Here is a 16281-nt window from a genome sequence, read left to right on the forward strand (position 1 = left end):
TAGCTTCACCACATACAAGAGAAAAAATCTCACTCAGTGGTGACTGCAACTGAACAAACGATAGCCGTCATTAAAGACTTTCGTTCTGACCTTGGCCAGGTAACCGATTTGGTCCAATCAGTCGCCTGGATAAATAGCAGCCCGAATAATTTCTGGCTAGCAAGACGTATTACCAGTAAGCACCCAGTCTTCAAATAGACAAATACCATTAAATTGTCTACCATAAGACCAACTGATTCACCAATAGGAACCAGGAGAATGAGATGAAAAAGCATCTCAACACCGTTGCTAAAACCAATGCTAATCGTGACCTAGTGGCGGTGAGGGCGGCGATGGAAATTATGGATAAATGGGGCTGTACGGCGGAGCAGCAACAAAATATTCTGCAACTCTCTAAGGCTACGTTCTACAAGTACCGCCATGGGGAAACTAAAACCGCTTCGTTGAGCCATGACCAACTGACCCGAATCAGTTATCTGCTGAATATCCATTCCGCCCTGCGTATTGTGTTCAACAACCCAGAGAACATTTACGGTTTTATGACCATGAAGAACCATAATCCCTTCTTCAATGGCACTACCCCGCTCTCGTTGATCGAAAACGGTGAGTTTGGTCATCTACATGAAGTGGCTAAACGTGTCGATGTACTGCGTGGCGGGTTGGTCGGATGATCCACCCCGAGATCCCGCGCACCGCTGTCGTGCCGCTGCGTGGCTATCGCCTGATCCATACTAAATACCCAGCGGTTTCGGTGTTTGCTGACGTCGCCAGCCCGGAAGAGTTCGATATTCTGTTTGAGATCCAACAAATCACCAATCCACGCTTGGCAAACCAAGTGGGGAATCTCAATTTGCTGGCACGTGAAGAGTGGGTATTGGGGATTCCGGGGGCGCACTACGCCATGGCCGCCTTTACCCACGTCAACCCTGACGGGAGCCGTTTTTCCAATGGCGACTACGGGGTCTACTACATCGCAGAGAGCAAAAAGACCGCCATTGCTGAAGTGTCCTATCACTGTGAACGCTACTGGCGCAAGGTGCCCGAGCTTAAGTTTGAATGCTTCGAATACCGCTGCCTGAACACTGAGCTCAGTGATTCTACATTTGCCGATATCACCAATCTGCCGCTGGAACACCCCTACTATCACTCAACGGACTACCGAGCTGCACAACAATTAGGGGCGGAGTTGCGTAGCGCCCATGAGATTGGCATCACCTATCGTTCCGTGCGCCATCCCGGGGGGATCTGCTGGGGGCTATTTACCCCCAGAACCCTCACCCGCATTGTTCCTTCTTCCCTACACCAGATTATCTGGGATAACGGCATTATCTCCGTCAATCAGATTACTCGCGGTTAAGTTTATCAAGCAGTTAACCGCGAGTAGCGGTATCAGCATGAAAATTTTCTTGAAAAATTAAATTAATGAAATTAAATTAATGTCATTAATTTAATTTTCAACTCTAGGAACTCTATTGTGGCTCGCCCTCTTAAACAGCAGTCTCTTGATATCCCTCGTCGAGCAATAGAGGTGGCAATTGAATTGCTTTCGGAAAAAGACGCCTCAAGCATCACGATGGCGGAAATTGCCAATAGAATCGGTTGTCGTGGCCCTGCGCTTTACAACCATTTTCGTAATCGTAACGCTTTGCTTAGGGCGGTACATGATGAAGGCTTTCAGCGGCTTTATTCCCATAAGCTTGGTCTGCTAACACGCCATAAAAATGACGCCCTAGCACGCCTTCGAGAAGGTGGGGAGGCCTATCTCATTTTTGCCGCTGAAAATCCCGCGTTGTACCGCTTGATGTTTTTCCCTCCCCAAATAGAAGAAATAGATACCCAACCCTTTTCTGCTGATCCAGCACAAAAAGCACTGACATTGCTACGTAATAACGTCATAGAAATTCAGCAAATGGGCTATTTACCAGAACAAGATTCAAATGATGTTGCGTTTACTCTTTGGTCCACTGTCCATGGCGCAGCTCTTCTGATGGCACAACAGCGAACCCCTGATGTAGGGCTTAACGCTGAATTGCTGGCAAAAAACACCGTGAATACATTGATGCTTTTGATTGAAAAAACCCGATCCACTTAAGGAATAGACAACATGCGTAAAGGACTTATGATCACAGCGACTCTGTTCATCCTCTTCATTATGATTGCTGGCTTTATCGGGGTGAACGCAATATTAACAGAACGGGAAATCGCCACTTTTGCAAAGCAAGTACGTGATAGCGCGGACTCTCGTGCGGTCACTATTAAGACGGATAGCCCTGAATTCATGTCATTACCCGAACCCGTACAGCGCTATTTTAAATTTGTTTTTCGTGGTAGCCAGCAACCATTGCGCTATGTTGAATTGACCATGGAAGGCGACTTTCGCAGACCATTGACTACCCAATTCACACCAATGGAGGCAACGCAAACCATCGCAATCCACTCCCCCTCATTACTTTTCACGGGTACGACGCCCATTTTTTTAGGTGTCTGGGCAAAGGCTTACGATGCTTTTTATGATGGGGAAATGACGATGAAAGCGAAAATAATGTCAACGTTCACCGTTGTTAGCGAGCATGAAAGCCCTGAGCTTAATCGTATTTCGTTAAGACGCTGGTTGCTAGAAAGCCCTCTTTACCCGCAAGCGTTATTACCAGGGGGAGTTGTACGCTGGGAGGCTATCAACGCCAATCAAGCTCGTGCGATTGTTTCAGCGCAAGGAATCAGTGCTTCTCTGGTTGCCACATTCAGGGAAGACGGTAGCTTAGAACGTTTTAACGCAGAGCAAGATGGTGATTTGACAACCCCTTATCACGGCTCCGGTGAGCAAGTGGTCCGCACTGATTATCGCCTAGTGAATGACATGATGATTCCATTTGGTTTCGTCATATCTCGTGTTGCAGGTGGCAAAGACTATCCATTTTGGCAAGGCAAAATAACAGATATTAACTTTTATCATTAAGATGGTGGTTAAATGGTCGAGCGGCATCAACAATTAGGGGCCAAATAGGAGCATGCAGTAAAGCCTGACGGTTAGCTGAATGTAAGAAGTGAGCACTCACTGGGGCTTTGAGGTTCGAGCCCCAATTTGCGGTAACGACTGTGTTCTTATATTCCCCAGAACATGAGATTGATGGCATTCTTAATCTCGTCTGCATAGGAGCTAAGATCGATGATAGCCTCCCCCGTTACATTAGCAGAGACACTTGCCAGTTCGGTTGTCATCACGCGGTAATCTTCACCGTCAATACTGACCAAAGGAAACAGTGAGTGATTCACCTTCTCAGAAAGGTGATGAGATTCAATAAGTGGTATAACCATGCGCCGCCTCGGCGTATCAACAAGATCACTTTGTACATCAACAAATAGTTTGTAATGACTTGCCCGTTGGTATTTATAAACAATAAATTGCATATCACCAGTTCCTGTTATCCTCAGCAAACGAGCCATGTTGCTCGATAAAAATTGCAACTTCTTCCATGCCTTCACGGTTATCCGCTTGCCATTGCTCGGTCTTTATCTTACGAGCCTCTTTGCCTATGGTGTCGTTAACCAGACCAGAAATATTTATTCCAGCAGAAATAAGCACCTGATAATTATCTTTATCTACGGTAACACTGACTCTGTGCTTCATAGTACCCCCCTCAGTATGTATTTTCAGTATATACTGAAGGTAATCAGCAAGCAATGGACTGAGATGAGCGCGGAAAGTCGCAGAATAATGGGGGAGATCAACCAAGAGGCCAGTAGCAGCCTCTTGGATTAAGTGTCTCGGGGGTTAAAAGCGGTTAAAGGGCGCGGAATACGCCACCAGCCCATTGGCGCCATGCAGAGCATCTTCAGCCAACGGGTAAACCTGAAATGCGGCTTCGGTTCCCGGCCAGCGGCAGTGTAGATCATACGGAGCGGCAGCTTTAAAGCCAAAACGCCCGTAGTAGGCGGGGTCCCCCAGTACTACCACTGCGGCATAGCTGAACTCGTTGAGTGCATCCAGCCCTTCATAAACCAACTTTTCTGCCAACCCCTGGCGGCGTTGATCTTCTGCCACCGCTAAGGGAGCCAGAGCCACCCATAAACGGTCCTCTCCGGCAACTTCAACCGGGCTGAAAGCGGCATAACCCACCACGCCCCCTTGTTCATCGGTAGCGACAACCCCTAACGTCAGTAAGCCATCCTCACGCAGTTGTCGTACCAGGTCCGCTTCATCATCCCGGCCAAATGCGTCACGCAGTAAAGCATCAATGCCTGCTGCATCCACCGGTATCTCAACACGGACTAACATGGCTGCACCACACGGGAAGCGTACACCGTGTCCTCTTGCAGACCCGCCTCAACAAAATCAGCCAACTGTAACAGCCCAATGCGCAACGGCGCTGGCATCGCATCAAGATCGATGGCGTCCATCAGGTTTTTAACATAGAGTCCCAATTCCGTATCTCCTTCAATCTGCAACCGGCGCTGGAAAAACAGCGTGTCGGGATCTTGCTTACGGGCAGCAATCAAGATCAGATCGTTGGCTTCACCACTGAAGCTCACATCAGCCTTCGCCTGTTGGCTCACCACCAGCTTATCGTTCTCTACGGTCATAAACCATTGTAGCGCCAGGTCGCGCACTTCAATTTTCAACCAGCGTGATTCAAGAAATGCCAAATCGCCATCGGCCAGCGCTTGGCGAAATTGCCAGCCCAGCAATTGTTCCAAAAGCTGGCGCTGCAGAGCAAATGGCGTGAATTTTAGTGGCACACGTAATAGTGACGGCCCTTGGCGCACAATGCGCGCTCGTAGTTTTTCCAACACGTTCACTCACTCCTTTCCACTCAATTTTAGATTATTTTGCCACATTAATGCCCCAGATAACCGATCTATCCACAGAATCATTCACGGCAAGGGGGATAAAACCCGTCATCAAGGTGGTTTTGTAGCGCTGACACCCTTTCTATCATCAATCAATACGCCAGAAACTGCCCCAAATCAAAGCCTGTTAACTTCGGGTTTACTAGAATTAGCCTCCCGCAATATGAATGAACTTGGGTATATCCCCTTCATCCTTCAAGTTGCTTGGGTGTTAGCTGCACTCGTTCACCCTAGTCACATAGTTGGCTATGCTCCTAGGGATTCTCTCGATTGCCGCCTACAAGCAACACGAATGAGTTTGGGTATAACTCCGCCACCGGATAATCATGTTGACCGGCAACATTTATCACCACGTGTCCCTCGCTGGGTACACGGCTGAATCAGGATAGACCTATGGAGCTGCTTTGCCCCGCCGGTAATCTGCCAGCATTGAAAGCTGCAGTAGATAATGGCGCAGATGCAATTTATATCGGCCTGAAAGACGATACCAACGCACGCCACTTCGCCGGGTTGAACTTTACCGAAAAAAAGTTACAGGAAGCCGTCGACTATGTACATCGGCATGGTCGCAAATTACACATCGCCATCAATACCTTTGCCCACCCGGATGGGTATGTCCGCTGGCAGCGCGCTGTGGATATCGCAGCACAATTGGGAGCAGATGCGCTGATTCTGGCTGACTTGGCGATGCTGGAATACGCCGCTGAACGTTACCCGCAGGTGGAACGCCATGTCTCGGTGCAAGCCTCTGCCACCAACGAAGAAGCCATTCGCTTTTATCAGCGCCACTTTGATGTCGCCCGAGTGGTGTTGCCGCGCGTGCTTTCCATGCATCAGGTCAAGCAATTGTCGCGTACCAGCCCGGTGCCGTTAGAGGTTTTTGCCTTTGGTAGCTTATGCATCATGGCTGAAGGGCGCTGTTACCTTTCTTCTTATTTGACCGGTGAATCCCCCAATACCATTGGTGCCTGCTCCCCGGCGCGCTTTGTACGCTGGCAACAAACTGCACAAGGGATGGAGTCGCGGCTGAATAATGTGCTGATTGATCGCTATCAGGATGGCGAAAATGCCGGTTATCCAACGCTGTGTAAAGGCCGCTATCTGGTGGATAACGTGCTTTATCACCCACTGGAAGAACCTACCAGCCTCAATACGCTGGAATTGTTACCAGAGCTGTTGGCCGCCAATATTGCGTCGGTGAAAATTGAAGGCCGCCAACGCAGCCCAGCCTATGTCAGCCAAGTGGCACGGGTTTGGCGTCAGGCGATTGATCGCTGTATCGCCAATCCGGCCACCTATCAGCCAGACGCCGCCTGGATGGAAACGCTCGGTGCAATGTCAGAAGGGACCCAAACCACATTGGGCGCCTATCACCGCAAATGGCAGTAGTGAGAGAAACCATGAAATATGCATTAGGCCCAGTGCTCTACTACTGGCCAAAAACCGAGGTGGAAGCCTTTTATCAGCAAGCCGTTAATAGCAGCGCCGATATTATCTATCTGGGCGAATCTGTCTGCACCAAACGGCGTGAGATGAAAGTCACCGAATGGCTAGCGTTGGCCCAGGAGATCGCCAAATCCGGTAAGCAGGTGGTGATATCCACGCTAGCACTGTTGCAGGCCCCTTCGGAATTGAACGAATTAAAGCGTTATGTGGAAAATGGCCAATTTCTGATTGAAGCCAATGATCTCGGTACTGTGAATATGGCGGCGGAACGCGGTCTGCCGTTTGTCGCCGGGCACGCGCTCAATTGTTACAACGGCTATACGCTACGTCTGTTACACAAACAAGGCATGATACGTTGGTGTATGCCGGTGGAGTTGTCTCGCGACTGGCTAGCCAACTTGCTGCAACAATGTGATGAGCTGGGGTTCCGCCAGCAGTTTGAAGTAGAAGTGCTCAGCTATGGTCACCTGCCGTTGGCTTACTCCGCGCGCTGTTTTACCGCTCGCTCAGAAAACAGGGGCAAAGACGAATGTGAAACCTGCTGCATTAAATATCCCCAGGGCAGAGTGGTTAACTCACAAGAGAATCAACAGGTGTTCGTGCTCAATGGTATTCAAACCCTAAGTGGTTACTGTTACAACCTGGGCAATGAACTCGCCGGTATGCAGGGATTGGTGGATGTGGTGCGCCTGTCACCAGAAAATGTGGAGACGCTGGCCTTGATTGACCGTTTCCGCGCTAACGAGCAAGGTCAACAACCCTTGGCATTAACCGAGCACGCGCAATGTAATGGCTACTGGCGGCGCGTTGCCGGGTTAGAGTTGGTGCAGTAAGGCCTCTCCAATACTCAAAATGCTCAGGGGGCCAGAAACCACTGGCCCCCTGATGCCACTCAGTTGATTCGATCAGCGCTGGATCAAATAACGAATGGTTGGCCCATCCTGCTGAATGTCCAATACGGTGTAACCGTGGTTACGCGCATCCAGTGGGATATTGTTAATCGACTGCGGACAATCGCTAATCACTTCCAGTATTTCACCCGCTTTAAGCTGTGGCATCGCCTCTAATGTGGCAACCGCCGGGTAGGGGCAAGGTTCTCCCACCATATCCAGGCGATAATCCGGCACTATTTCAGCCTGTTTCATCCTTCACTCCTTAAATTCACCGTCTGGGTGTCGTGTTTGTTACGGAAAAAGCGTTTCTCCCACCACAGCATGGCGGCAAAAGCGATGGCCAACATCAGGTAAGTAACCAACAACCCGCCAATCGGCCCAAAGGCTTCCAGCAGGTTAACCTTGCTATAATTAGTCGCCAGTGCAGGTGCCAGGTCATCCCAAAAATAGGCCAGTAGCGTAGCACCGATAATATTGCCGAAGCCGACCCACCAGTAATGAACTTGCCCTTCAACCGCACGATACATCCAGCCAGTTTCACAGCCACCCGCCAGGACAATACCGAAGCCAAACAGCAGGCCACCTAACACGGCATTTGGCCCTGCCCACATGATTTTGGGCGCAACCCCCAACTGCACGTAACTGAAGATACCAATGGCACTCACCACCATCCCCAGAATTATCGCCTTGGCCATATGGGTGCGCCCTGTGATCCACAGGTCACGAAATGCCGAAGTAAAGCAGATCTGGGCCCGTTCAATCAACAAACCGAACCCTATGCCAAACAGCATAGCGATACCCAACTTGGGTGCATCAAACAGTGTCCATAATGACCAGGCCAGCGCGAGGAAAAAAATCGCCATCCCCAAGCGAAAGCGGTAGCGAGCCTGCTGAGGTTTTTGCGTCAGTGGAGAGGCAGTATTCACTTTTTGCAATTTGAGCGGAATACGAAACATCGGCAGCAGGGTGAATTTAGCGCCAAAATAAGAGCCTGCTGCGGTTGCCAGTGCAAAGAACCAGGCATGTAGTGAGAACTGCGGAATACCGGTAAAAAAGGCGGCCAGATTACACCCCATGGCCAGGCGTGCACCAAACCCCGCTATGATGCCCCCCAGCAACGCTTGCGCAATGCGAATACGGTGCTGCGGCATACGTAATTTAACATTGTTGGCCCATAATGCCGCTGCGATACAACCGGCAAACATGCCAATAATCATCCGCCCATCAATGCGTTCCAGTGGCGTCCCTTGCAAGCCGATGACCTTGAAGTAGCCCCACTGTTCAGGATGGAAACCCAACCCCTGCAATAGATGCCCGCCCCAACGCGTGAATTCGCCCGTCACGGCCCAGAAAGTACCAGTCAGACCGAAATAATAAGTCGAGAGCAGCCCTGCGGCGATCACCGCCGGCAACGGTGCCCAAAATCGTACCAGGTACTGAGATTTGAATTGCTGCCAGTGCATGGCATCTCCTACGCATATCAGACGACAAAAACCCGGCAATAATACGCCACTTTGTTTTATTCGCGGTTGTTCAGGCGAAAAAAAACCAGCTAGAAAGCTGGTTTTCTGAGGATAATCACCAAATCAATGATTATGCATCACCAAAACGGCGACGTGGTGTGCTAGGTGCGGCATCGCTACGGCGTGGCGCCGGCTTGCCATCGCGGTTGAAATTACCACCACGACGTTCACCACCTGCATTACCACCTGCATTGCCACCTTCACGGCGCTCACCAAAAGAGCGGCGTGGAGCAGCAGGAGCACCATCACGACGCTCACGGCGTTCATGAGGTTGTGCATCACCAAGCAGTTGCATGTTCATCGGTTTATTCAGAATGCGGGTACGAGTGAAGTGATTCAGGATCTCGCCCGGCATACCTTTTGGCAACTCAATGGTTGAGTGAGAAGCAAACAACTTGATGTTACCGATGTAACGGCTGCTGATGTCGCCTTCGTTAGCAATCGCGCCAACGATATGACGAACTTCCACACCGTCATCACGGCCCACTTCAATGCGATACAACTGCATTTCACCCACGTCACGGCGCTCACGACGTGGACGATCGCCACCTTCGCGGCTATCTGGACGAGCATCACGACGACCACGGTCAGCACGGTCACCACGACCACGATCATCACGGTCATTGAACTCACGACGCTGACGCGGTTTGAATACCGGATCAGGTGGCAGGATCAACGGACGCTCACCCTGTGCCATTTTCAGCAAAGCGGCGGCCAAGGTTTCCATCTCCAGCTCTTCAGCCGGTTGCAGCTTAGCCAACAGCGCACGGTACATATCCAGATCACTGCTTTCCAGTTGTTGCTGTACTTTGGCTGCGAACTTAGCCAGACGGCGTTCACCCAAAAGCGCTGCATTCGGCAGTTCCACTTCAGGGATGGTCAGCTTCATGGTGTGTTCAATGTTACGCAGCAAGCGGCGCTCACGGTTTTCCACGAACAACAATGCGCGGCCAGCACGGCCTGCACGGCCAGTACGACCAATACGGTGAACGTAAGACTCTGAATCCATAGGGATATCATAGTTTACTACCAGGCTGATACGCTCAACATCCAAGCCACGAGCAGCAACGTCGGTGGCGATCAGAATATTCAAGCGACCATCTTTCAAACGCTCCAGTGTCTGCTCACGCAGTGCCTGGTTCATGTCGCCGTTGAGTGCTGCACTGTTGTAGCCGCTGCGCTCCAAGGCTTCCGCCACTTCCAGCGTGGCATTTTTGGTACGCACGAAGATGATCGCTGCGTCAAAATCTTCAGATTCCAGGAAACGCACCAGCGCTTCGTTCTTACGCATACCTTGCACCGTCCAGTAACTCTGGCTGATGTCCGGGCGAGTGGTCACGTTAGATTGGATGCGAACTTCCTGCGGATCTTTCATAAAACGGCGTGTAATACGGCGGATCGCTTCCGGCATGGTGGCAGAAAACAGAGCGGTCTGATGTTCCGCTGGGATCTGCGCCATAATGGTTTCTACGTCTTCAATAAAGCCCATGCGTAGCATTTCATCGGCTTCATCCAGCACCAGACCTTTCAAGCTGGAAAGGTTCAAGGTACCACGCTTGAGGTGATCCAACAGGCGGCCAGGCGTACCGACCACAATTTGTGGCCCTTGGCGCAAAGCGCGCAATTGTACGTCATAACGCTGGCCACCGTACAAGGCGACAACATTGACGCCATGCATATGTTTGGCGAAATCAGCCATGGCTTCAGAAACCTGAACGGCCAGTTCGCGTGTCGGTGCCAACACCAGAATTTGTGGTGCTTTTAACGCCGCATCCAAGTTATGCAGCAGGGGCAGCGAGAACGCTGCAGTTTTGCCGCTACCAGTCTGGGCCATACCCAGCACATCGCGGCCATTTAACAGGTGAGGAATACACTCAGCCTGAATCGGTGATGGTTTTTCATAGCCCAAATCAGTCAGGGCAGCAATGATCGGTGCAGATAGGCCCAGATCAGCAAAAGAAGTTTCAAACTCAGTAGTCATGTAAACGTGTCTCATTAATGATGGCAGCCAGTTTACATAACTCGTCGAGAAAACTTTCAGTCGTTTTCATTTAAAAGTGTGAACCGGCTCAAATTTGTTTATAAAACAGACAAAAAGCCCTCGCCCGCCAAGGCGATAATTTTTGGTCAAAAACCAATGTATCTCAGGCTGAGATCCTCTATTTTCCAGGCTGTGCGTTAGCGGCAACTCGAAATTTATTGGATATAGTGTCTGTCAGCTATTGTTGGTCGGATTCCGATAGGTCGTCTTGTTCTTGGCCCAGTAGAGCCAATTCCAACAATGCATAGCGGTGCTCAACAAAGTTATGAACGTTGTTAGCTACCGTCAGTTTGAACAACGCTGTAGCGCTGTCCTTATCCCCCAGACTTAGGTAATACTTACCTAAATAGAAGTTTGTTTCACTGAGATGTTCAGCGAGCGAAGTGTTATCCGTTGTATCTGCCTTGAGTCTTTCCATCAGCGTGCTTTCACTGATTTTACCCAGGTAGAATTCGACAATATTCCATCCCCATTGCCCTCTGTCCGCTTTATCATAACGCTGCTGGAGCGAAACGCTGGCTGCCTTGGGATCAACACTTCTTTCCACCAGGTAAAGCCATAACGAACGGAAGGGATCGTTTGGGTCGTCTTGATAAAACGCCTGCAGATCATCCTGCGCCAACAGGAAGCGGCCACCATAATACAGTGCAATGCCCCGGTTTAAACGCGCGTAGTTGTAAGTTGGATCAAGCTCTAGTACAGAATCAAACGCTTCATACGCGGCATCAAAATTGCCTGCCTGCGTGAAGTAAATGCCAAGATAGTTAAAAACTTCCGGCATATCAGGACGTATCGCCAGCGCTTGCGAAAAATCGTTGCGCGCTAGAGCACGTAGCCCGAGGCTATCATACAGCACTCCGCGCTCATATAAAAGCTGTGCGCGTTCATCATTAGTCAGTGCTTGGCTGGCAAGTATCTGTTCCATGCGCGCCAAGATCACTTCCTGCTGCAATGTGGGCTGCAACGGAATAGCCAGAACGTCATCTTTACGCCAATCATTGTTGCTGCATCCTGCCAGCCAAAGTGCTGTCGCAACGTAACACCAGCGCAAGAAAGGCTTCATTTCTTACTCCCAAAAACAAACATTGGCTGAACGTCCTGTCCTCCGCTTGCTAAAACGCGAGCATCCTACCCGCACGATGATAACAGCCCCGCCGCGAAGGCGGGGGCTGTAAAGTTATTGATACACTTATTCTGCTTCTGGCGCAGGAGCTGCAGACGCTTCTGGCGCTGTGGCTTCTTTGATGCTCAGGCGTACACGGCCCTGGCGATCAACTTCCAGTACCTTGACCGGAACTTCTTGGCCCATCTGCAGATAGTCAGTCACTTTCTCAACACGCTTGTCGGCGATTTGAGAAATATGCACCAGACCTTCTTTGCCGCCGCCGATGGCCACGAAAGCACCAAAATCAACGATACGGGTCACTTTACCCTGGTACACACGGCCAACTTCGATCTCAGCAGTGATCTCTTCGATGCGACGAATAGCATACTTCGCTTTATCGCCATCGGTAGCAGCAATTTTCACTGTACCATCATCTTCAATTTCAATGGTGGTGCCGGTTTCTTCAGTCAACGCACGGATAACCGAACCACCTTTACCAATCACGTCTTTAATCTTGTCTGGATTGATCTTGATGGTATGGATACGCGGTGCAAACTCAGAAATATCACCACGAGGCGTGCTGATAGCCTGTTCCATCACACCCAGAATGTGCAAACGTGCACCCTTGGCCTGATTCAGCGCCACCTGCATGATCTCACGGGTGATGCCTTCAATTTTAATGTCCATCTGCAGTGCGGTGATACCTTCACGGCTACCGGCAACTTTGAAGTCCATGTCACCCAGGTGGTCTTCGTCACCCAGAATATCAGACAGAACCACAAAATTATCCTGCTCTTTCACCAAGCCCATGGCGATACCCGCAACCGCAGACTTGATTGGCACACCAGCATCCATCAGTGCTAGAGAAGCACCGCAGACCGAAGCCATAGAAGAAGAACCATTGGATTCAGTGATTTCAGACACTACACGTACTGTGTACGGAAAATCTTCCGGCTTAGGCATCATAGCCAATACGCCGCGTTTTGCCAGGCGACCATGGCCAATTTCACGACGTTTAGGCGAACCGACCATGCCGGTTTCACCCACCGAGTACGGAGGGAAATTGTAGTGGAACAGGAAGCTGTCGGTTTTTTCGCCCATCAGCTCATCGATGATCTGTGCGTCACGCGCGGTGCCCAGCGTGGCGGTAACCAGAGCCTGGGTTTCACCACGGGTAAACAGTGCAGAACCGTGGGTACGAGGCAGAACACCGGTACGTACGTCCAGACCACGGATCATGTCTTTTTCGCGACCATCGATACGTGGTTCGCCACGCAGTACGCGACTACGCACCACTTGTTTCTCAACATCACCCAGAATGTCCTGGATTTCACCGGCATCCAGTGTTTCATCTTGTGCCAGCAGTGTTTCCACTACGCTGTCTTTAACCGCATCAACTTGAGCATAACGCGCTTGCTTCTCAGTAATGTGGTAAGCATCGCCCAAGCGGCTTTCAGCCAGTTCGGCTACACGAGCATGCAGCGCTTCGTTGATTGGCGCAGGCTGCCAATCCCACTTCGGTTTGCCCGCTTCACGCACTAAGTCATTAATGTTTTCGATAACGACTTGTTGTTGCTCATGGCCAAACACCACGGCACCCAACATCTGCTCTTCACTCAGTACTTCGGCTTCAGATTCCACCATCAGCACCGCACCAGCGGTACCAGCAACCACTAGGTCGAGGCGAGATTCTTTCAGCTCATCAGCAGTTGGGTTCAGCACATATTGGTCGTTAATGTAACCCACACGGGCAGCGCCAATTGGGCCATTGAACGGGATACCCGACAGGCTCAGAGCAGCAGAAGCACCGATCATGGCGACAATGTCCGGGTTAACCTGTGGGTTAAGAGATACAACGGTGGCAATCACCTGGACTTCATTGAGGAAGCTATCTGGAAACAGCGGACGAATTGGGCGGTCAATCAGACGGGAAGTCAGGGTTTCACCTTCACTTGGGCGACCTTCACGGCGGAAGAAACTCCCCGGGATACGACCAACTGCATAGGTACGTTCCTGATAGTTAACCGTCAACGGGAAGAAGGACTGCCCTGGTTTGGCTTTCTTTTGGCCCACAACGGTAACGAATACCGCTGTATCATCCATATTCACCATCACGGCGGCTGTGGCTTGACGAGCCATCATTCCCGTCTCAATAGTGACTGTATGTTGACCATACTGGAATTTGCGAATAATTGGTGTCAGCAAAATTTAATCCTTCGTTGAGGGTACGTCAGTATTGGTTACGCGACACACCCGGGAATCGACTTGCCTTCACATTACATCCTCGCGACTAATGACAATCTTTATCTCATACCCATCGCCAATCAAACTGCAGGGGTGTTGACTACACTCGTTCACCCTAGTCACATAGTTATCTATGCTCCTAGGGACTCACTCTCTTGTCGCCTACCTGCAACTCGATTGAACTTGGGTATACAAACCAAGATAAAGCCTCTCATTAGCCGCGCGAACCGCTGTAACGGAAGAACCTGGTAATACATTAACCTTATTTGTCTATGCTTCCTAGAAGAAAGGGGCCAATTTGGCCCCTTTCTACTGAAACTTGTTCGATTAGCGACGCAGACCCAGACGTTCAATCAGGCTGGCATAACGTGCTACATCTTTACGCTTCAGGTAGTCCAGCAGCTTACGACGCTGAGAAACCATACGCAGCAGACCACGACGGCTGTGGTGATCTTTTTTGTGTTCTGAGAAGTGGCCTTGCAGATGGTTAATCTGCGCAGTTAACAGGGCAACCTGAACTTCGGTAGAACCGCTGTCGTTAGTACCACGACCGAAATCAGCTACGATTTTAGCTTTAGCTTCAACACTTAGAGACATTGTCATACTCCAAATTATAAATAACAGACACGGGCGCCGATCTCTAATTCAGCAACCCAATAATTAACTGCGCTATTCTACTCTTAGCCTTGTATGATCGCAAGGCAAGGCAGCGATAACCATTCAAGTTATAGATATATCGATAATATTATTCAGCCGTTTTATGGGGGGCTTTTAGCTGAACGGGGGTATCGTCTGTATATTCAACCACTAAGCGACGCGGTGCCACCCGGCCATCGTCAGCAATCTCGCCAATACCGATAAATTTCCCTGTTTCGCCTTCAGTCATACGCACCAGACCGGCGGATGGCGCATGGCTAACTTGTACCGGTTGCCCCTGTTTAACGTAATAGGCGACAGCAGACGACAAGTTCACAACCGGAAAATCTGCCGCCGGGCTATCCATCGGCATCAACAGCGGATCAAGCAACTCGCTGGCAACCTGACCTTGTTGATTGGCCTGTTCCAGTAAAGCGTTGAGTTGATCCAGAGTAACCATACGGGCCAGTGGGTATTTCGCCACTTGCAGACGCCGCAGATATATCACATGCGCCCCACACCCCAGCAGTTCACCCAAATCATCGATAATGGTGCGAATATAGGTCCCTTTCGAACAGTGGACCTCCAGTTCCAGTTCATCCCCTTCCCAGCGGATAAATTGGAGCTCGTAGACGGTGATAGCACGCGCCTCACGTGGCACTTCAATACCCTGCCGAGCGTACTCATACAGCTTTTTGCCCTGATATTTCAGCGCTGAATACATGGAAGGAACTTGCTGGATATTCCCCCGGAAGGTCTGCAACGCTGCATCCAGTTGTGCCTGCGTGAAACTGACCGGACGCTGTTGCACGATCTGCCCATCCGCATCCGAAGTATCCGTACGTTGCCCCAAACGGGCAATCACGCGGTAGCGTTTATCGGAATCGAGCAGATACTGGGAGAATTTAGTCGCTTCACCCAAGCAAATCGGCAGCATACCGGTCGCTAATGGGTCGAGTGCCCCGGTATGACCTGCACGGTTGGCATTGTAGATACGCTTTACTTTCTGTAGAGCATCATTGGACGACAGGTTTTGTGGCTTATCCAGCAGCAGTACACCGTGGATATCACGGCCGCGGCGGCGAGGACGACTCATTAAGCCTCCTCGTTGTCGCCTGATGCGCTACGACGCTCTTCGTCGTGCTTCACCACATTGGTCACCAGGTTAGACATACGCATCCCTTCAACCAGCGAATTGTCGTAAGCAAACGTCAACTCCGGTACTACCCGCAGGCGCATGGCTTTACCCAACAGGGTACGGATATACCCCGCAGCGTCCTGCAACGCTTTAGTACCGTTAGTCACCAGCGCTGGGTCGTGGTTTTCAGTGAGAACATTCAAGAAGGTCACATAGACTTTGGCATAGGCCAGGTCACGAGAGACCTCTACACCTGAAACGGTCGCCATACCGATGCGCGGATCTTTGACTTCACGCTGCAGAATAATGGCAATCTCTTTTTGCATTTCTTGTGCCACGCGTTGACCGCGGCTGAATTCTTTTGGCATGTGGCTATCCTCCAGACAAAACAGGGGGCACATGGCCCC

19 protein-coding genes are annotated in these 16281 nt (G+C 50.5%); 6 read left to right on the forward strand and 13 right to left on the reverse strand.

Features of this window, described 5'->3' with window-relative positions; all coding sequences use genetic code 11:
• Positions 1-263: 263 nt before the first annotated feature.
• The 4 genes from ACX9GV_RS15640 to ACX9GV_RS15655 all read left to right on the forward strand — a co-directional run bounded on the left by ACX9GV_RS15640 (position 264) and on the right by ACX9GV_RS15655 (position 2956).
• Positions 264-671, forward strand: a complete 408-nt coding sequence (locus ACX9GV_RS15640; RefSeq protein WP_473196139.1) for an MbcA/ParS/Xre antitoxin family protein — start codon at positions 264-266, stop codon at positions 669-671.
• Entirely contained in the window at positions 668-1357 is a 690-nt protein-coding gene (locus ACX9GV_RS15645; RefSeq protein WP_473196140.1) for an RES family NAD+ phosphorylase, read from the forward strand. Before ACX9GV_RS15640 ends, ACX9GV_RS15645 begins: the two co-directional genes overlap by 4 nt.
• A 117-nt stretch (positions 1358-1474) precedes the next feature.
• The gene (locus tag ACX9GV_RS15650) at positions 1475-2092 is read left to right on the forward strand and encodes a TetR/AcrR family transcriptional regulator (protein WP_023492804.1); all 618 of its coding nucleotides are present in this window, start codon (positions 1475-1477) and stop codon (positions 2090-2092) included.
• A gap of 12 nt (positions 2093-2104) precedes the next feature.
• On the forward strand, positions 2105-2956 hold the full coding sequence (locus tag ACX9GV_RS15655) for a DUF6920 family protein (RefSeq protein ID WP_473196141.1): 852 nt from the start codon (positions 2105-2107) through the stop codon (positions 2954-2956).
• A gap of 146 nt (positions 2957-3102) precedes the next feature.
• On the opposite strand, the gene ccdB is transcribed toward ACX9GV_RS15655, so the two are convergent.
• The 4 genes from ccdB to ubiT all read right to left on the reverse strand — a co-directional run bounded on the left by ccdB (position 3103) and on the right by ubiT (position 4791).
• Entirely contained in the window at positions 3103-3408 is a 306-nt protein-coding gene (gene ccdB, locus ACX9GV_RS15660; protein WP_037384485.1) for a type II toxin-antitoxin system toxin CcdB, read from the reverse strand.
• 1 nt (position 3409) lies between these two features.
• Positions 3410-3628 carry a type II toxin-antitoxin system antitoxin CcdA gene (gene ccdA, locus ACX9GV_RS15665; RefSeq protein ID WP_037384482.1) on the reverse strand — a complete coding sequence of 73 codons (219 nt, stop codon included), beginning with the start codon at positions 3626-3628 and terminating at the stop codon, positions 3410-3412.
• Between the two features lie 144 nt (positions 3629-3772).
• Positions 3773-4276: a GNAT family N-acetyltransferase gene (locus tag ACX9GV_RS15670; protein WP_473196142.1), complete on the reverse strand. Its 504-nt coding sequence runs from the start codon at positions 4274-4276 to the stop codon at positions 3773-3775.
• Positions 4270-4791 carry a ubiquinone anaerobic biosynthesis accessory factor UbiT gene (gene ubiT, locus ACX9GV_RS15675; protein WP_473196143.1) on the reverse strand — a complete coding sequence of 174 codons (522 nt, stop codon included), beginning with the start codon at positions 4789-4791 and terminating at the stop codon, positions 4270-4272. Before ubiT ends, ACX9GV_RS15670 begins: the two co-directional genes overlap by 7 nt.
• Before the next feature lie 450 nt (positions 4792-5241).
• Here ubiT and ubiU point away from each other — a divergent pair, with 450 nt between their 5' ends.
• Together ubiU and ACX9GV_RS15685 are read left to right on the forward strand one after the other, a co-directional pair.
• Positions 5242-6237 carry a ubiquinone anaerobic biosynthesis protein UbiU gene (gene ubiU, locus ACX9GV_RS15680; RefSeq protein ID WP_473196144.1) on the forward strand — a complete coding sequence of 332 codons (996 nt, stop codon included), beginning with the start codon at positions 5242-5244 and terminating at the stop codon, positions 6235-6237.
• 11 nt (positions 6238-6248) lie between these two features.
• Positions 6249-7127 (forward strand): U32 family peptidase, encoded by an 879-nt coding sequence (locus ACX9GV_RS15685; protein ID WP_473196145.1) that lies wholly within the window; start codon positions 6249-6251, stop codon positions 7125-7127.
• A 72-nt stretch (positions 7128-7199) separates the two neighbouring features.
• On the opposite strand, the gene yedF is transcribed toward ACX9GV_RS15685, so the two are convergent.
• The 9 genes from yedF to rbfA form a co-directional block, all read right to left on the reverse strand.
• The gene (gene yedF / locus ACX9GV_RS15690; RefSeq protein ID WP_023489009.1) at positions 7200-7439 is read right to left on the reverse strand and encodes a sulfurtransferase-like selenium metabolism protein YedF; all 240 of its coding nucleotides are present in this window, start codon (positions 7437-7439) and stop codon (positions 7200-7202) included.
• Positions 7436-8650 carry a selenium metabolism membrane protein YedE/FdhT gene (yedE, locus tag ACX9GV_RS15695; protein ID WP_473196146.1) on the reverse strand — a complete coding sequence of 405 codons (1215 nt, stop codon included), beginning with the start codon at positions 8648-8650 and terminating at the stop codon, positions 7436-7438. The genes yedF and yedE overlap by 4 nt, the downstream gene beginning before the upstream one ends.
• A gap of 130 nt (positions 8651-8780) precedes the next feature.
• The gene (locus ACX9GV_RS15700; RefSeq protein WP_473196147.1) at positions 8781-10691 is read right to left on the reverse strand and encodes a DEAD/DEAH family ATP-dependent RNA helicase; all 1911 of its coding nucleotides are present in this window, start codon (positions 10689-10691) and stop codon (positions 8781-8783) included.
• Positions 10681-10761, reverse strand: a complete 81-nt coding sequence (yrbN, locus tag ACX9GV_RS15705; RefSeq protein ID WP_152554907.1) for a protein YrbN — start codon at positions 10759-10761, stop codon at positions 10681-10683. Before yrbN ends, ACX9GV_RS15700 begins: the two co-directional genes overlap by 11 nt.
• Positions 10762-10929: 168 nt before the next feature.
• Positions 10930-11814, reverse strand: a complete 885-nt coding sequence (gene nlpI / locus ACX9GV_RS15710) for a lipoprotein NlpI (RefSeq protein ID WP_023489012.1) — start codon at positions 11812-11814, stop codon at positions 10930-10932.
• Positions 11815-11940: 126 nt separating this feature from the next.
• Positions 11941-14061, reverse strand: a complete 2121-nt coding sequence (pnp, locus tag ACX9GV_RS15715; protein ID WP_473196148.1) for a polyribonucleotide nucleotidyltransferase — start codon at positions 14059-14061, stop codon at positions 11941-11943.
• A 366-nt stretch (positions 14062-14427) separates the two neighbouring features.
• On the reverse strand, positions 14428-14697 hold the full coding sequence (gene rpsO, locus ACX9GV_RS15720; RefSeq protein ID WP_023489014.1) for a 30S ribosomal protein S15: 270 nt from the start codon (positions 14695-14697) through the stop codon (positions 14428-14430).
• Between the two features lie 148 nt (positions 14698-14845).
• Positions 14846-15832: a tRNA pseudouridine(55) synthase TruB gene (gene truB, locus ACX9GV_RS15725; RefSeq protein WP_473196149.1), complete on the reverse strand. Its 987-nt coding sequence runs from the start codon at positions 15830-15832 to the stop codon at positions 14846-14848.
• Positions 15832-16242 (reverse strand): 30S ribosome-binding factor RbfA, encoded by a 411-nt coding sequence (gene rbfA, locus ACX9GV_RS15730; protein ID WP_473196150.1) that lies wholly within the window; start codon positions 16240-16242, stop codon positions 15832-15834. The genes truB and rbfA overlap by 1 nt, the downstream gene beginning before the upstream one ends.
• Positions 16243-16281: the final 39 nt, after the last annotated feature.

It is taken from the genome of Serratia sp. 25CWL12, assembly GCF_055790885.1.